12 protein-coding genes and 1 pseudogene are annotated in these 15,348 nt (G+C 74.1%); 6 read left to right on the top strand and 7 right to left on the bottom strand.

The window, feature by feature from the left end; all coding sequences use genetic code 11:
• Positions 1-179 precede the first annotated feature (179 nt).
• From AB0J86_RS37380 to AB0J86_RS37365, 4 genes are read right to left on the bottom strand one after another with little or no spacing between them, the layout of a single operon-like run.
• Positions 180-1,760, bottom strand: coding sequence for a uroporphyrinogen-III synthase (locus AB0J86_RS37380; RefSeq protein ID WP_363863145.1), 1,581 nt, complete (start codon positions 1,758-1,760; stop codon positions 180-182).
• Positions 1,757-2,722: a hydroxymethylbilane synthase gene (gene hemC / locus AB0J86_RS37375; RefSeq protein WP_363863142.1), complete on the bottom strand. Its 966-nt coding sequence runs from the start codon at positions 2,720-2,722 to the stop codon at positions 1,757-1,759. The genes AB0J86_RS37380 and hemC overlap by 4 nt, the downstream gene beginning before the upstream one ends.
• Positions 2,719-4,062, bottom strand: coding sequence for a glutamyl-tRNA reductase (locus AB0J86_RS37370; protein WP_363863139.1), 1,344 nt, complete (start codon positions 4,060-4,062; stop codon positions 2,719-2,721). Before AB0J86_RS37370 ends, hemC begins: the two co-directional genes overlap by 4 nt.
• Complete coding sequence (locus tag AB0J86_RS37365; RefSeq protein WP_363863136.1) at positions 4,059-4,829, bottom strand: redox-sensing transcriptional repressor Rex; 771 nt, start codon at positions 4,827-4,829, stop codon at positions 4,059-4,061. Before AB0J86_RS37365 ends, AB0J86_RS37370 begins: the two co-directional genes overlap by 4 nt.
• Before the next feature lie 443 nt (positions 4,830-5,272).
• Here AB0J86_RS37365 and AB0J86_RS37360 point away from each other — a divergent pair, with 443 nt between their 5' ends.
• Complete coding sequence (locus AB0J86_RS37360) at positions 5,273-6,580, top strand: sensor domain-containing protein (RefSeq protein WP_363863133.1); 1,308 nt, start codon at positions 5,273-5,275, stop codon at positions 6,578-6,580.
• A 71-nt stretch (positions 6,581-6,651) separates the two neighbouring features.
• Positions 6,652-7,317 carry a response regulator transcription factor gene (locus tag AB0J86_RS37355; RefSeq protein ID WP_363863131.1) on the top strand — a complete coding sequence of 222 codons (666 nt, stop codon included), beginning with the start codon at positions 6,652-6,654 and terminating at the stop codon, positions 7,315-7,317.
• 17 nt (positions 7,318-7,334) lie between these two features.
• Here AB0J86_RS37355 and AB0J86_RS37350 read toward each other — a convergent pair whose 3' ends face one another.
• From AB0J86_RS37350 to AB0J86_RS37340, 3 genes are all read right to left on the bottom strand, one after another.
• Complete coding sequence (locus tag AB0J86_RS37350) at positions 7,335-7,979, bottom strand: HAD hydrolase-like protein (RefSeq protein WP_363863128.1); 645 nt, start codon at positions 7,977-7,979, stop codon at positions 7,335-7,337.
• A 109-nt stretch (positions 7,980-8,088) separates the two neighbouring features.
• Positions 8,089-8,358, bottom strand: coding sequence for a glutaredoxin family protein (locus tag AB0J86_RS37345; RefSeq protein ID WP_363863125.1), 270 nt, complete (start codon positions 8,356-8,358; stop codon positions 8,089-8,091).
• The gene (locus AB0J86_RS37340; protein WP_363863122.1) at positions 8,348-10,060 is read right to left on the bottom strand and encodes an AMP-binding protein; all 1,713 of its coding nucleotides are present in this window, start codon (positions 10,058-10,060) and stop codon (positions 8,348-8,350) included. The genes AB0J86_RS37345 and AB0J86_RS37340 overlap by 11 nt, the downstream gene beginning before the upstream one ends.
• A 665-nt stretch (positions 10,061-10,725) precedes the next feature.
• Here AB0J86_RS37340 and AB0J86_RS37335 point away from each other — a divergent pair.
• The 4 genes and pseudogenes from AB0J86_RS37335 to AB0J86_RS37320 all read left to right on the top strand — a co-directional run bounded on the left by AB0J86_RS37335 (position 10,726) and on the right by AB0J86_RS37320 (position 15,306).
• A complete protein-coding gene (locus tag AB0J86_RS37335) occupies positions 10,726-11,682 on the top strand; it encodes an ECF subfamily RNA polymerase sigma factor, BldN family (RefSeq protein WP_363863157.1) in 957 nt (318 codons plus the stop codon).
• 266 nt (positions 11,683-11,948) lie between these two features.
• Positions 11,949-12,815, top strand: a pseudogene (locus tag AB0J86_RS37330) (DUF5667 domain-containing protein); the annotation flags it as partial.
• A 431-nt stretch (positions 12,816-13,246) separates the two neighbouring features.
• The gene (locus AB0J86_RS37325; protein WP_363863119.1) at positions 13,247-14,125 is read left to right on the top strand and encodes an HAD-IB family hydrolase; all 879 of its coding nucleotides are present in this window, start codon (positions 13,247-13,249) and stop codon (positions 14,123-14,125) included.
• Positions 14,122-15,306 (top strand): hypothetical protein, encoded by a 1,185-nt coding sequence (locus AB0J86_RS37320; RefSeq protein WP_363863116.1) that lies wholly within the window; start codon positions 14,122-14,124, stop codon positions 15,304-15,306. Before AB0J86_RS37325 ends, AB0J86_RS37320 begins: the two co-directional genes overlap by 4 nt.
• Positions 15,307-15,348: the final 42 nt, after the last annotated feature.

Below are 15,348 nucleotides of genomic sequence, written 5' to 3'. Positions count from 1 at the left end.
GGGCCGGATTGCCCGCGACGGGATCAAGCCTGACCGCCCAGAGCGGGTAATCCGGCCCCAACCCCAACCACGCCCGGCCCGCCGGCCGGGCCACGGCCCGACCACGCACGGCCCGTCCAGGCACGACCCGACCGCGACGGCCCGGGCCCACAAGAGGCCCGGACCCGAACGGAACAGCCTCAGCGGAACCGCAGCGCCGTCGGCCCCTGGACCTTCGACCCCCGGCGCTGCTTCGCCGGCATCGCGGCCAGCTTCTCGCGCAGCTCGACCGCGTACGAGGCGAGCGCCTCGACCAGGTCGGGCACCGAGGCGTGCGCCGGCTGCACGTCGACCCGCAGGCCGAACTCGGTCGCCGTCTCCGCCGTCTTCGGCCCGATCACCGCGACGACGGTGCGGGCGTGCGGCTTGCCGGCGATGCCGACCAGGTTGCGCACGGTCGAGGAGGAGGTGAAGAGCACCGCGTCGAAGCCACCCGACTTGATCGCGTCGCGGATCTCGGCCGGCGGCGGGGCCGCCCGTACGGTCCGGTAGGCGGTCACGTCGTCGACCTCCCAGCCCCGTTCGGTGAGGCCGGCGGCGAGCGTCTCGGTGGCGATGTCGGCGCGCGGCAGCAGTACCCGGCCGACCGGGTCGAGAATCTCGTCGTGCGGCGAGAACTCGGCCAGCAGACCCTCCGAGGACTGCTCCCCGCTCGGCACCAGCTCCGGCTGGATGCCGAACGAGCGGACCGCCTCCGCGGTCGCCTCGCCGATGCACGCGATCTTGACACCGCCGAAGTGGCGGGCGTCCAGGCCGTGCTCGGCGAACTTCTCCCAGACCGCGCGTACGGCGTTGACCGAGGTGAAGACCACCCAGGCGTACCTGCCGTCGACCAGGCCCTTCACGGCCCGCTCCATCTGGGCCGGGGTGCGGGGCGGCTCGACCGCGATGGTCGGCACCTCGCAGGGGATCGCGCCGTACGCCCGCAGCCGGGCGCTCATCACGCCGGCCTGCTCCTTGGTCCGGGGTACCAGGACCTTCCAGCCGTAGAGCGGGCGGTTCTCCCACCAGCTCAGCTTGTCCCGGTGGGCCACGCCGACGCCGAGCGTCAGCACCACCCGTCCGGTGAAGCCGAGCGCGGCGGCCACGAAGCTGTCCACGGTCGAGGTGGTGGTGTACTGCGTCTCGCCGGTGCCGTCGCCGGTCACGCCGACCGCGGTGGTGCCGTCGACGCCCGCGGCGAGCAGCCCGTCGCGTACGGCGGCCAGGTCACCCGCGTCGACCGCCAGCGCGAGCGAGCCGCGGCTGACCGCGGCGGCCAGCGCCTCGAAGTCCAGCGCGGTGACGTCGTCGACGTCGGCCGCGGTCCGCACGCCGGGCAGCGGTACGCCGGCGTAGGTGGAGACCCCCTCGGCCTGGCCCACCCCCGGTACCACCTCGAAGTGCGCGGCGGTACGCGCCACCGCCTGCACCTCCTTGACCACCGAGTCGTGCCCGAACGGGTCGCCGGCGACGAGGTGTACCGCGGACAGGCCGGAGCGGGCCGCGGAGAGCAGCACCTTGGCCACGTCGCCGGGCGCCCCCTCGGCCGGGGTGAACTGCGCGTCCTCCTTCGCCTGGGCGCGGATCACGTCGAGCAGCGACTCCGGGACTCCCCGGTCGTACACCACCTGGTCCGCCTCGACCAGGGCGTCGTGCGCCCGGCGGGTCAGCAGGCCCGGATCGCCGGGTCCAGCCCCGACGAACGCGATACGACCTGCGGGCTTACGGGTGCGGGTCATTCTGTGCTCCCAAACTGCTGGGTCCTCGCACCGGCGTCAGCGTGCGGGTCGAGGATCGAGTCGGCGCCGAGGTCGAGGAGTTCGGCGGCGAGTGCCTTACCGATCTCCGCCGCGTCGGCGGGCGTACCGGTGCGGGACAGCCGGATGTCTCGGGCGCCATCCGGGCTGATCACCGCCCCGCGCAGATAGATCTCATCGCCGTCGTCACCCTCGGCGACTTCGGCGAAGGCGGCGACCGGGGCGCTGCATCCGGCCTCCAGGGTGGCCAGCAACGCCCGTTCCGCGGTGACCGCGGCCCGGGTCGGCGCGTGGTCGAGTACGGAGAGCAGCTCGACCAGCTCCGGGTCGTCGACGCGGCACTCCACCGCGAGCGCACCCTGGGCGGGCGCCGGCAGCATCAGCATCGGGTCGAGCGTCTCGGTGATCTGGTCGGCCCGGCCGAGCCTGGCGAGGCCGGCGCGGGCCACGACCACCGCGTCGAGGTCCGCCGCGGGGCCGAGTACGCGCCCCAGGCGAGTGTCGACGTTGCCGCGGATCGGGACGACCGTCAGCTGCAGCCCGAGTGCGTGCAGCTGGGCGATGCGGCGCAGCGCGCCGGTCCCGACGGTGGATCCGGGCGGCAGTTCGGCCAGGGTACGGCCGTCGCGCGTGATCAGCGCGTCCCGCGGATCCTCCCGGGGCGGTACCGCGGCGATGTGCAGCCCACCGGGTGTGGCGGTGGGCAGATCCTTGTACGAGTGCACCGCGAAGTCGATCTCGCGCAAGGTCAACGCGTCGCGCAGGGCCGAGACGAAGACCCCCACGCCGAGCCGGTGCACGGGAGCGCTGGAGCGGTCGCCGGCGGTGACGATCTCCACCAGCTCGACCTCGCGCCCGGTGGCGGCCTGTACCGCGTCGGCGATCTGGCGCGACTGGGCCATCGCCAGCGCGCTGCCCCTGGTGCCGAGGCGCAGGGCGGTCATCGGTCACCTCCTGGGGCCTGCTCCGGTCCGGACCGGTGCAGATCGGGAACCACGTCGACCGGCGAGGTCTGCGGCACCTCAAGGTCGAAGAGCTGGCGCAGCAGCGCGGCGTACTGGTCGCCGCCGGGCTCGGCGGCGAGCTGGCGTACCCGTACGGTCGGCGAGTGCAACAGCCGCTGCACCACCCGGTGCACGGTACGGGCGACCTCGGCGCGCTGGTCGTCGGTCAGGTCGGGCCGGCGCTGGTTGAGCCGGCGCAGTTCGGCGGTGACCACGTCGTCGGCACGCCCGCGCAGGGCCGCCACGGTCGGCGCGACGTCGGCGCCGCGCAGCCAGGTCAGGAAGGCCTCCACCTCGCCGGAGACGATCTGCGCGACGGCCTCGGCGTCGCTCGCCGCCGGCCCCTCCGCCAGCCCCGCCGCGAGGGTGTCGATGTCGACCACGACCACGCCGGGCAGCTCGCCGACGCCCGGCTCGACGTCGCGGGGCACGGCGAGGTCGAGCAGCACCAGCGGGCCGCGGCCGGGCTCGCGCCGGGCCAGTGCGCGGGAGACCACGTCCCGGGTGAGGACCGGTTCGGTCGATGCCGTGGCCGCCACTACAATGTCCACAGTGGAGACAGCGTCGGTGAGGTCGGCGAGGGGCACCGCCGTGGCCCCGTACGCCTCGGCCAGCCGGGCCGCCCGGTCGGCGCCGCGGTTCGTCACGGCCAGCGGCGCGACCTCGCGCCGGGAGAGCGTCGCCACGGAGAGCGCGCCCATGGCCCCGGCCCCGACCACCAGGGCGGGCCGACCGGCGAGCCCGCCGTCGAGGTGGGTGGCGGCGACGTCCAGCGCCGCCGTGACCACGTTCTGCCCGGCCCGGTCGATTCCGGTCTCGGCGTGAGCCCGCTTGCCCACCCGCAGCGCCTGCTGCAACAGCTCGTGCAGCAGGCGGCCGGCCGTGTCGGCCGCGCTCGCGGCGTGGTACGCGTCCCGGAGCTGGCCGAGGATCTGCGCCTCGCCCACGACCATCGAGTCCAGCCCGGAGGCGACCCGGAACGCGTGCTCGACGGCGGCGCTCTCGTAGTGCACGTACAGGTGCGCGGCCAGCTCGCCCGCGGGGGTGCCGGCCTGCTCGGCGAGGACCGCGCAGATGTCGCCGAGCCCGCCGTGGAAGCCGGAGACCGCGGCGTAGACCTCCACCCGGTTGCAGGTGGAAAGCACGACGGCCTCGCCCACGTACGGCTGGGCGAGGAGACGGTCGAGGATGGGGGTGAGATCGTTCGGCGCTACCGCCAGCCGCTCCAGTATCGCGACCGGGGCGGTGCGGTAGGACGCACCGACGACGAGCAGGTTCACGAGCCGACCGCCTCCTGTGTGCCAGGGCCCGCGAGCCCGCCCGGCAACGCGGTCAGCCCCGACCCTCCGGTGGCGGGCAGGCCGGTGAGGGATGCCTTGCGGTGCTCGTGGAAGGAAAGTATCTGCAACTCGATGGCGAGATCGACCTTGCGCACGTCGACCCCCTCCGGAACCGAGAGTACGCACGGCGCGAAATTGAGGATGCTCGTCACGCCCGCGGAGACCAGTTGGTCGGCGACGCTCTGCGCCGCGCCGGCCGGGGTCGCGATCACGCCGATCGCGATCGACTCCTCGGCGACGATCCGGGTCAGCTCGTCGATGTGCCGTACGACCAGACCGTTGATCTCCTCGCCGACCCGCTCCGGGTCGGCGTCTACCAGGGCGGCGATGCGGAACCCGCGGCTGGCGAAGCCGGCGTAGCCGGCCAGCGCGTGACCGAGATTACCCACGCCGACCAGGGCGACGGCCCGGCGCTGGGTCAGCCCGAGCACGAACTCGATCTGGTCGATCAGCAGCGCGACGTCGTAGCCGACGCCGCGGGTGCCGTACGAGCCGAGATGCGAGAGGTCCTTGCGCAGCTTCGCCGAGTTGACCCCGGCCGCCGCCGCGAGCCCCTCGCTGGAGACCGTGTCGTTGCCGGCTTCGGCGAGGACGTGCAGGGCGCGAAGGTACTCGGGGAGCCGCGCCACCGTCGCCTCGGGAAGATCCGGAAGCGCCGGTACGGCACCGGCGCGGCCCGGCGCGCCTGCGGGGCGGTGCTGACTCATGTGACTCCGTGCGGTGCGATCCTCGACCAGCCGGATCGACCGGTCGCTCTCGGGCGCCCGCCGGAAGCCGCTGTGACCGGCTGTGCTAGCGGGGCTCGCCGGAGTTACAGAGTAGGCGCTTGTGAAGTGGTGCACAAATCGCGATCTTGAAAGCCGGCACACCGCACCCACCAGCCTCTCCGTTCACAAGATCGCTTAGTCGGCCCCGTGCGGGCCACCGGGCGATTATTGCCCAATTCCGACTTCTCTGGCCAACCGCGTGATCTACCCTAGGCCGCCGCGTCGCCCCGGCCGGGCGACCGCGTCACCTCGGCGGGGCGACCGCGTCACGGAGCGCTCCGGTGAGATCCCGACCACGGGTTACCACGGTATGGGCAGCCCTACCCCCAACTGACCGGCCGACGGGATGGGTACGGCGGGTTCGGCTGCCTAGGGTCGATGGCATGACCACGGCCACCGCCCTCCCCGGCACGACGATCACCGAGCCGGCCCGGTCCGGCATGCTGCGCCAACTCGGCGTGGACTCGGGCTACGTGCTGCTCGGCTTCCCGCTCGCGCTCGCCAGCTTCATCGTGCTCATCATCGGCCTCGCCGTCGGCGTCGGGCTGGCGGTCACCGTGATCGGTCTGCCGATCCTCGCCGGTACCCTCTTCGCCGCCCGCGGTTGGGCCGACATCGAGCGGCTCCGCCTGCCCGGCGTGCTGCACCAGGCCCGGGTCCGCCCGGTGTACCGCACCGCCGAACCCGGTGCCAGCGCCTGGCGGCGGATCTTCATCCCGATCGCCGACGGCCAGTCCTGGCTCGACCTCGCCCACGGCTGCCTGAAGATCGTCATCTCGGCCGTCACCTTCGCGATCACCCTCTCCTGGTGGGCCGGCGCCGTCGCCGGGTCGCTCTACTGGGCGTACGACTGGGCCATCCCGCAGTCCCCCGACGACCAGGGGCTGAGCGAACTGCTCGGGCTCGGCAACTCGCCGGCCGCCCGGATCGGCCTGAACAGCGCCCTCGGGCTCTTCTTCCTGATCACGCTCCCGATCGTGGCCCGGGGCTGCGCCCTGCTACAGGCGAGCTTCGGTCGGGCCCTGCTCACCGGCGTCGCCGAGATGCGCAACCGGATCACGGTGCTGGAGGAGCAGAAGCGGGCCGCCGCCTCGGCCGAGGCCACCGCGCTGCGCCGGCTCGAACGCGACATCCACGACGGGCCGCAGCAGCGGCTGGTCCGGCTCGCCATGGACCTGAGCCGGGCCCAGCAGCAGCTCTCGGTCGATCCGGAGGCCGCCCGCCAGACCATCGAGGAGGCCCTGGCCCAGACCCGCGACACCCTGGCCGAGCTGCGCGCCCTCTCCCGTGGCATCGCACCGCCGATCCTGGTCGACCGCGGCCTGCCCAGCGCGCTCGCGGCGCTGGCCGCCCGGGGCATCATCCCGATCGACCTCAGCATCGACCAGCGGCTCGGTACGCCGGCCGGACGCCTCGACCCGGGCGTGGAGAGCGCCGCCTACTTCGTCGTCGCCGAGGCGCTGACCAACGTCGCCAAGCACAGCCGCGCCACCGAGTGCTGGATCACCATCTCCCGGGGCGAGCAACGGCTCCAGATCACGGTCGCCGACGACGGGGAGGGCGGCGCGCACCTGTCCAAGGGACACGGGCTGGCCGGCATCGCCGACCGGGTACGGGCCGCCGGCGGCACGCTGAACGTACTCAGCCCGGCCGGCGGGCCGACCGAGATCCGGGCCGAGCTGCCGTGCTGACCGGTACGCCGCCCGGGCCGGTGGAGCGGCCGATTGGCTCCGGAGGCCCGGAGGTGGTAGACCACAAGCCCATGCGGGTGGTCATCGCCGACGACGCGGTCCTCCTCCGGGAAGGGCTCGTCCGGCTTCTCACCGAGCACGGTCACACGGTCGTCGCGGCGGTCGGGGACGGCGACGCCCTGGTCGAGGCGATCGTCGAGCACCGACCCGACGTCTCGATCGTCGACGTACGGATGCCGCCGTCACACACCGACGAGGGGCTGCGGGCCGCGGTCGAGGCGCGCCAGCGGGTACCCCGTACGCCGATCCTGGTGCTCTCCCAGTACGTCGAGGTCTCCTACGCCGACGACCTGCTCGCCACGGTGAAGCCCTCCGCCGGCAACGGCGGCGGAGGCATCGGATACCTGCTCAAGGACCGCGTCGCGGCGATAGCCGAGTTCCTCGACGCGATCGAGCGGGTCGCCGCCGGCGGTACCGTCCTCGACCCCGAGGTGGTGGGACAGCTGCTGGTGCGGCGGCGCCGCGACGACCCGCTGCGCGAGCTGACCCCGCGCGAGCGCGAGGTGCTGGAGCTGATGGCCGAGGGACGCTCCAACACCGCCATCGCCCGGGCCCTCGTGGTGAGCGACGGGGCGGTGGAGAAGCACGTCCGCAACATCTTCACCAAGCTGCGACTGCCGCCCGACGAGGAGCAGCACCGCCGCGTCCTCGCCGTCCTCGCCTACCTCCGCGGGTAGTGCAGCTACCGACCGCGCTATGCGGCGGCGAGGGCGACGGCCTCGGTGAGGGTGTCGGCGACCGGGTGGCCGGAGGCGCGCAGCCGGTCCGGGTGGGTGAAGCCACCGGTGTAGAGCACGCAGCGGGCGCCGACGGAGGCGGCGGCGTCCGCGTCGTCCAGCGAGTCGCCGATGAGCGCCACGTCGGCACCGTCGATGCCCAGCTCGGCCAGGTGGGCCGCGAGGTGGGCGGCCTTGAGGTCGCCGCCGACCGCCGCGCGCAGCCCGTCCACCCGGGTGAGCAGGGTGGTCAGCCCGTAGCCCTCGACGGCCGGTACCAGTTCCTCGTGGAACCACATGGAGAGCAGGGACTGGCTGCCCGACCAGGACTGCATGGCGCTGACCGCGTCGTCGGCGAGCTCGCACGTGGTCAACCCGACCCGGTACGCCTCGTGGAAGATCTTGTCGAGCCGGCCGAACTCCTCGGCGTCGACCGCCCGTCCCAGCACCTCGGCGTAGTACTCCGAGACCGGACGGCGGAACTGCGTCCGGTGCTCGTCGGCCGTCGTCGCGGGTCCGCCGACGCTGGCGATGGCGGCGTTGGTGGCGGTGACGACCAGTTCCAGATCGTTGAGCAGGGTACCGTTCCAGTCCCAGACGAGATGGGTGCGTGCGCGTGCCATCGGGAGACCATACGCCAGGCCCGTGGCGCGAGAACCCACGTCCACCGCGCCAAGCCGCGCCGGGACGCCCGAGCCGGCTCGGTTTCGTCGGCGACCGCGCCCGGAAACCTCAGGAAGCCTTGCCCAGGTCCCGCAGCAGCCGGTCCTCCTCGACCCGCCAGTACCCGTGCTCGCGGCCGTCGAGCAGCACCACCGGCAGCCGGTCGCCGTAGTCCCGCTCCAGCTCCAGGTTCCCGGTCACGTCCACCTCGACCCAGCGGTTACCGGTGGCCGTCGCGACCCGGTCGATCGCTTCCTTCGCCACCTCGCAGAGGTGGCAGCCGGGACGGGTGATCAGGGTCAGCCGCGCCTCGCCGGCCGGCGCCTGGCTACTGGTCATGTGGTCTCCGTGCCTTCGGTAGCGCGCCCGGTGCGGCGGGCGCGGAGCGGAGCAGGGTCTTGCGTACCTTGCCGATCGCCGAGTGTGGCAGGGCGTCGACGAAGCGCACCTCGGCGGGGCACTTGAACCGGGCGAGGTGACGCTCGCAGTACGCGCGCAGCGCCTCCTCGGTGAGGCCGCTGCCCGGTGCCCGCACCGCGTACGCCAGCACGGCCTGGCCGGCGCGCGGGTGCGGCACGCCCAGCACCGCCGACTCGACCACCTCCGGGTGGGCGTCGAGCACCAGCTCCACCTCGCGCGGGTAGACGTTGAAGCCGTTGACCAGGATCAACTCGCCCAGCCGGTCGACCAGGAAGAGGTCCCCGTCCTCGTCGGCGTAGGCCACGTCGCCCGTCGCCCACCACCCGTCCGGGTCGGGCCCGTCCCGCCCGTCCGGCCAGTAGCCGGAGAAGAGGTTGGCACCGCGTACCAGGATCTGGCCGGGGTCGGTGACCGGACCGACCAGGTCGAGATCGAACTCGTCGTCGTCATCGGCGTGCCCGCCGGCAGTGGAACCCGCGTGCCCGCCGACAGTGGAACCGGCGTGACCCTCGTCGGGCGGACCCGCCTCCCAGCGCACCTCCCCGGCCCCGTCGACCAGCCGGAGCCGTACCCCGGGCAGCGGCACGCCGATCGAGCCGGGCTTCGCCCGGCCGCCGGCCAGGGTCGAGGTCAGCACCGGCGCGGTCTCGGTCAGGCCGTACCCGATCCAGACCGGTCCGCCGGTCAGCTCGGCGAAGCGGGCCGCGACGGCCGGCTCCAGCGGGGCCGCGCCGCAGACCGCGAGCCGTACGCTCGCCATGCCCTGGGCGAGGTCGGGCAGCGCCGACCAGGCGAGGAACATCGGCGGTACGCCGATCACCGCGGTGACCCGGTGCCGGGCGATGGTGGCCAGGGCCGCCGCGGCGTCGAACCGCTCGACCAGTACGCCGCACGCGCCGTGGTGGACGACCGCGCCGAGCCCGGTGTTGAGGCCGTACGCGTGGAAGAGCGGCACGGCGAGCAGCAGGACGTCCCCCGGGCCGACCACGGGCGGTTCGATCCGGCCGAGCTGCTCGTGGTTGGCGCGCAGCGCGCGGTGGGTCAGCATCGCGCCCTTGGGCCGCCCCTCGGTGCCCGAGGTGTAGAGCAGCACGGCGAGGTCCTCGTCGTCCGGCCGGGGCAGCGCCGACAGGTCCGCCGTACCGGTGGGCAGCGCGGTGTGCACGCCGGCCAGGGCGGGCAGCCCGCCGGCGACGCCCGCCACCGCGTCGCGCACCGCCGGGGTGCAGAGCAGGCGGCTGGCACCGGAGTCGGCGAGGACGTGGTGCAGCTCGGGCGCGGCCAGTCCGGGATTCACCGGTACGGCGACCAGCCCGGCGCGTACCGTGGCCAGCAGCGCGACCGCGAACTCCGGCGAGTTGGTCAGCGCGAGGGCGATGCGGGCGGGACACGGCTGCCCGGGACCCGGCGCGGGCGATGCCGCGGACGGCTCCCCGACCAGTTCCCGCAGCCCCGCCGCCACGCGGTCCACCCAACCGTCCAGTTCGGCCCAGGTGACCGTACCGTCGGGAGAGATCAGGGCTGGCTGGTCCGGGCGGAGCGCGGCGTTGCGCCGGACGCCTTCGGCGAGGGTCACGGGCGCCTCGGCGCCCGGGGTGGCGGTGCTGGCTGGTTCCTGCACGGTCGCTGAGTCTGGCACAGCGGGCGCCCTCTCGCCTACGCTGTCGCGGAGCCAGCGGAGGCTCGACCTGGCCGCAACTTCCACGGTACCGTGCATGAGACCTGGCCGCGCCCGATTCGGTATCACCCGCGGGACCGGCCGGCCCTATTAGCACGTCTTCGGGCGACACGCCAAAGCGGGTCGCCCATCGGCGCGTTGGCGCATTTCTCCAGCACATCGCGGTCCGTACCGATTGTCAGCTCTCCGACAACGCACAGCCAGTGCGGCCCGTTTTGGGCCGTCCCGGAAATACTTTGGCCCTGTGTAACGGACTCGCCACGCATGGGCGACGTTGGCCCTATCATCACTCGGGTCGGCTCGCCCGTTTTGCCGTGAGTCGACACCCCTCAGCCCGAGGAGGCCGCCGTGCCTGTCAGAGCACTGCTCCAGCACCTCAGAGGTGTGCGCCGTCCAGTGGCCCACGCCGCCCGAGCCGTGGCCGACCGCGCCCGGCCAGGTTCGCACGCCTTCATCGCCGCCGCGGCCCGGCGGCCGGGCCCGGTGGCGCAGACCAGGGTTGGGGAGGGCCAGTGACCGAATACGGCTACGCCGACGAGCTGATCAGCAGCAACCTGCGCGGCGCGCGCCGGGCGCTCAACCGGGGCCTCGCGCAGCTGCGCGGCTCCATGGACGAGATGCTGAGCCTCGCCGTCCGTGGCGACGAGGGCTCACGGCGGACCCGCCGCCCGCACACCAACGAGACGCCGCAGCGGCACGTACCGCCCGGCAACAGCCCCAAGCCGGCGAACGGCCGGCGGCTCGCGGCCCCGGCCCGCCCGGCGATGCCGGCCCAACCCGGGCATCCGCCGAGCGCGCCACCGAGCGCGCCACCGGGTGGACGGACACCCAGTCCGGCACCGGGCGGCCACCCACCGAGCCAGGTGCCCGGCGCGGAGCCGGGCGCCGGCTCGAACACGGAAACCGCCATCCTGCCGGCCGTGCCGGCGGTCGGCACCGGCACCGCCCCCGCGGGCACCGGTACCCCCACCGGCTACCCCAGCCGGCCCGACCCGTCCGACCCGGCGACCGAGGTCTGGACCCTGGTGGAGCGGGCCCAGGCCGGCGAGGCCGAGGCGTTCGGCCAGATCTACGACCGGTACGTCGACACCGTCTTCCGGTTCGTCTACTTCCGGGTCGGCAACCGGCAACTGGCCGAGGACCTGACCTCCGACACGTTCCTGCGCGCGCTCAAGCGGATCGGCAGCTTCACCTGGCAGGGCCGGGACCTCGGCGCCTGGCTGGTGACGATCGCCCGCAACCTGGTCGCGGACCACTTCAAGTCCGGCCGGTACCGGCTGGAGGTGACAACCGGTGACGTACTGGACGCCGACCGGGAGGACCGCGGACCGGAGGGGAGCCCCGAGGCGGCCGTGGTCGAGCACATCACCAACGTGGCCCTGCTGACCGCCGTGAAGCAGCTCAACCCCGAGCAGCAGGAGTGCATCGTGCTCCGCTTCCTGCAGGGCTTCTCCGTGGCCGAGACGGCCCAGTCGATGGGGAAGAACGAGGGCGCCATCAAGGCCCTCCAGTACCGTGCCGTACGCGCGCTGGCCCGGCTGCTGCCCGACGGATTCCAGCCGTAGCCGGTGGGCGACGGCCGGCCCCGATCGGCCCCGGATCGACCTCGGGTGATCTCGCTCACTCTTCGTGATTCTCGCCCCTACCGGCCCGTAACCGCTCGGGACCATCGAGCGTTTGTCACGGTGCGACCGGTGGTTGCCTCGGCATTCCTCCGGGCCCGGCGGGCCGGGCGGCTCATCCGGCTGCGGGAACGTACTTCGGCCCGCCCGGAGACTAGCCTCATCCCGCCGGCAAGAAGCCGGCCGCAGGCCGTGACCAGCGAGAGGAGGTGTCGACGGTGAGTCGTGAGTTCTTCTGCCGCCGGCGGGCGAACCGTTTCGCGCAGCTTCTCGACGAGGCCAACGGCGGCCGGCGTCACCACGCCCGCTCCCGAGTCGACGACGATCTCAACGAACTGCTCGCGGTCGCCCGGCGGGTAGGCGAGATCCAACCCGCCGCCGACGTCGACCCGGACTTCCGTACCGGCCTGCGGGCGATGCTGCTCGCCACCGCCGAACGGGACGGGATCGGCGTGACGGCGAGCCCGGACCCGCTGGGCGAGGAGAATCGGGGCGCCGCGTCGAGCGGCTCCCCGTTCGGGCTGCGCGGCACGAACGGCACCGGCCGACCGCTGCGCGCCCGGGGCGCGCTCCTGGTCGGGGTCGCGGCCGGCGCCATCGCGGTCTCCGGGATGTCGGCGGCGAGCGAGAACGCGGTACCCGGCGACGCGCTGTACGGCATGAAGCGCTCGACCGAGCGCGCCCAGCTGGCACTGGCCAGCTCCGATCTCAGCCGTGGCCAGCTCTTCCTCGACTTCGCCCACACCCGGCTCGCCGAGGCCGGCGCCGTACGCGCCGACAGCGCCGGCCTGGCCCGGGTCCTCGACGACATGGACGCCGACACCCGGCAGGGGGTCAAGCTGCTGACCACCGCGGCGGTGCAGCGCCGCGACGAGGCGGGCCTCGACGCGATCAGCACCTTCCTCACCCGCCAGCTCCGCGAGGTGACGCCCCTGCTCGACGGGTCCCGCGCCGATCGGGACCGGGTGCTGGAGTCGATCGACCTGCTCGACGCGATCAAACGGCGCGCCGACGGGCTGCGGGCGGCGCTGCGCTGCGGCGCGGCCCCCAGCACCCGCGCCGACGCGCTCGGCCCGCTCGCGCCGAGCTGCGCGACCGGGAAGGGGCTGCCGGGAGTGCAGCCCTCGTCCTCCGCTCCGGAGCGCCGGTCGGGCGGCCGGGCGCCGGAGGAGTCCGCGCCGCACTCCGGCAGGAGCGGCCCGAGCGTGCCGGCGGCGACCCCGCCGAGCACCCCCGGCACGGACAACGGGCCGAAGATGACCAACCCCGAGGACGTCGAGCCGGAGGACATGCGCCCGGGCCGGTAGCCGGCCCGCGACCGGAGAGACCCCGCCCGACCCGGATGCCGCCTCGGTGTCCGGGTCGGGCGCTTTTGTCGTTCCCTATCCCCAGCTATAGCTTTTGCCGGCGGCCAAACTCCATGATCGCCGGGAGAATCGGGTGTCCCTCCGGCTACCCTCGCTGGAGGCAGCCCGTCACGTCCATCACACGGCAGGAGGTCGCAGGCGTGGCCCGCACCCGGAAGGTGACGGTCAGTACGGACGCGCACGGTCACACCGCCGGCTGGGCGGACACGGACCTGACCGCGGCGCTGGCCGTACCGCCCGACGACACCGCCGCCGCGTTCTTCGACGTGGACAACACGATGATGCAGGGCGCCTCGATCTACTGGTTCGCCCGCGGTCTGGCCGCCCGGAAGTACTTCACCACCGCCGACCTGGCCCGGTTCGCCTGGCACCAGATGCGGTTCCGGCTGCTCGCCACCGAGCACGCCGGCAACATGTCGCAGGCCAAGGAGGCCGCGCTCGCCTTCATCGAGGGCTGGCGGGTCGACGACATCGAGCGGCTCAGCCAGGAGATCTTCGACGAGCTGATGGCGCCGCGGATCTGGAGCGGCACCCGCGCCCTGGCTCAGCTGCACCTCGACTCCGGGCAGCGGGTCTGGCTGGTCAGCGCGGCGCCGGTGGAGATCGGCCGGGTGATCGCCGCCCGGCTCGGGCTGACCGGCGCGATCGGTACCGTCGCCGAGATCCACGACGGGGTCTACACCGGCCGGCTGGTGGGCGACCTGATGCACGGTCCGGCCAAGGCCGAGGCGGTGTGCCAGCTCGCCGAGGTCGAAGGGCTGGACCTGACCCGCTGCGTCGCCTACAGCGACTCCGCCAACGACATCCCGATGCTCTCGGCGGTCGGGCACGCCGTCGCCGTCAACCCGGACGGGGTGCTGCGCCGCGAGGCGCGGCTGCGCGGCTGGGAGGTGCGCGACTTCCGTACCGGCCGCAAGGCCGCCCGGGTCGCCGTACCGTCGACGGCCGCCGCCGGACTGCTCGCCGGAGCGGTCACCGCGGGCCTCGCGGTGCGGCGCCGCCGGCGGGGCGGCCAGTGAGCGCCGGCGGCGCCGCGCCGACCACGGCCAGCCTCCCCACCCTCGATCCCGGCGAGCGGCCCGCGGGCGGGCACCCGCACGGACGCCGGCGAGCGCCCGGCCTGCTCGGCCTCGCGGTGGCGCTGGCCGCGGCGGTGGCGCTCGTCGCGCTCCCGTCGGCCGCGCGCAAACCCGCCGGTACGCCGGCACCGCCGACCGTCGAAGCGGCGTGGCCGGGCGCCCAGCGGGCCGACCTCCCCGGCTCCCTGCCCGACGGTCCCGCCTACAGCCCGGTCTTCTTCCTCGACGCCCACAGCTCGCTCGGCACCGCACCCAGCCCCGACGGCAGGCAGCTCCGGCTGGTCCGGCGCGACGCCGACGGCGGCGTGCGCGAGCTGCGACGCCTGCCGCTGGACCGCACGCCCCAGTTCAGCGGCTTCACCCGCTCCGGCGACGAGTTCGCCTGGGCCGAGTCGACCAGCGACGACCGCGGCAAGGCACGGACCGAACTCTGGGCGGTCGACCTGACCTCCGGCCGGCCGCCCCGCCGGGTCACCGCCGAGACCGGCGACGTGATCTTCTTCAACTCCCGCTACGACCTGCTCATCGAGGCGGGCCGGCTGTACTGGGTGGCGGTGGCGCCCGGTCAGGAGCCGGCGACCGAGCTGCGCTCGGTGCCGCTGGGCGGCGGAGCGGTCACGGTCCGGACCGAACGCGGCGCCTGGGCGCTCTCCGACTGGCCCTGGCTGGTCAGCGCGGGTACCGGCACGAGCGGCCCGGTGCGGCTGCGCGACCTCGCGGCGCGCAAGGTGCTCGACGTCGATGCCGGCCCGACCGAACTCGTCACCTGCAGCCCGGTCTGGTGCCGGGCGATCGTGCTCGGCAGCGACGGGCCGTCCCGGATCGACCTGATGCGCCCCGACGGCGGCGACCGGCGCCGGGTCGCCGGCGGCTCCGCCACCGCCGCCGTGATCGACGTCGCCGTGCTGGACCGCTTCGAGGTGCTGACGGTCGCCGACCCGGCGGGCACCGGCCGTACGGACAGCCAGCAGCTGCTCCTCTACGACGCCGCCAGCCAGCGCACGGTCGTGGTCGCCACCGCCGCGGGCCTGGTGCTCGCGCGCGGCGGGGTGCTCTGGTGGTCGACGGGGGACGACGAGGCGCTCGCCTGGCACACCCTCGACCTGACGACCCTCCAATAGGACGGTCGGGACGCGGATCGGAGCCACGGGCCGGACCCCGGC

Origin of the sequence: Micromonospora sp. NPDC049559 (assembly GCF_040676675.1) — a bacterium.
Lineage (GTDB): Bacteria > Actinomycetota > Actinomycetes > Mycobacteriales > Micromonosporaceae > JBFAPK01.
The sequence above is the reverse complement of the archived record's forward strand: the minus strand, read 5'-3'. Positions and strand labels throughout refer to the sequence as shown.

Bases quoted from the DNA above. Each gene is read 5' to 3' on its own strand.
- hemC (WP_363863142.1), bottom strand. From the start codon at position 2,722: ATGACCGCCCTGCGCCTCGGCACCAGGGGCAGCGCGCTGGCGATGGCC.
- AB0J86_RS37335 (WP_363863157.1), top strand. From the start codon at position 10,726: ATGGACGAGATGCTGAGCCTCGCCGTCCGTGGCGACGAGGGCTCACGG.
- AB0J86_RS37365 (WP_363863136.1), bottom strand. From the start codon at position 4,829: ATGAGTCAGCACCGCCCCGCAGGCGCGCCGGGCCGCGCCGGTGCCGTA.
- AB0J86_RS37380 (WP_363863145.1), bottom strand. From the start codon at position 1,760: ATGACCCGCACCCGTAAGCCCGCAGGTCGTATCGCGTTCGTCGGGGCT.
- AB0J86_RS37350 (WP_363863128.1), bottom strand. From the start codon at position 7,979: ATGGCACGCGCACGCACCCATCTCGTCTGGGACTGGAACGGTACCCTG.
- AB0J86_RS37355 (WP_363863131.1), top strand. From the start codon at position 6,652: ATGCGGGTGGTCATCGCCGACGACGCGGTCCTCCTCCGGGAAGGGCTC.
- AB0J86_RS37360 (WP_363863133.1), top strand. From the start codon at position 5,273: ATGACCACGGCCACCGCCCTCCCCGGCACGACGATCACCGAGCCGGCC.
- AB0J86_RS37345 (WP_363863125.1), bottom strand. From the start codon at position 8,358: ATGACCAGTAGCCAGGCGCCGGCCGGCGAGGCGCGGCTGACCCTGATC.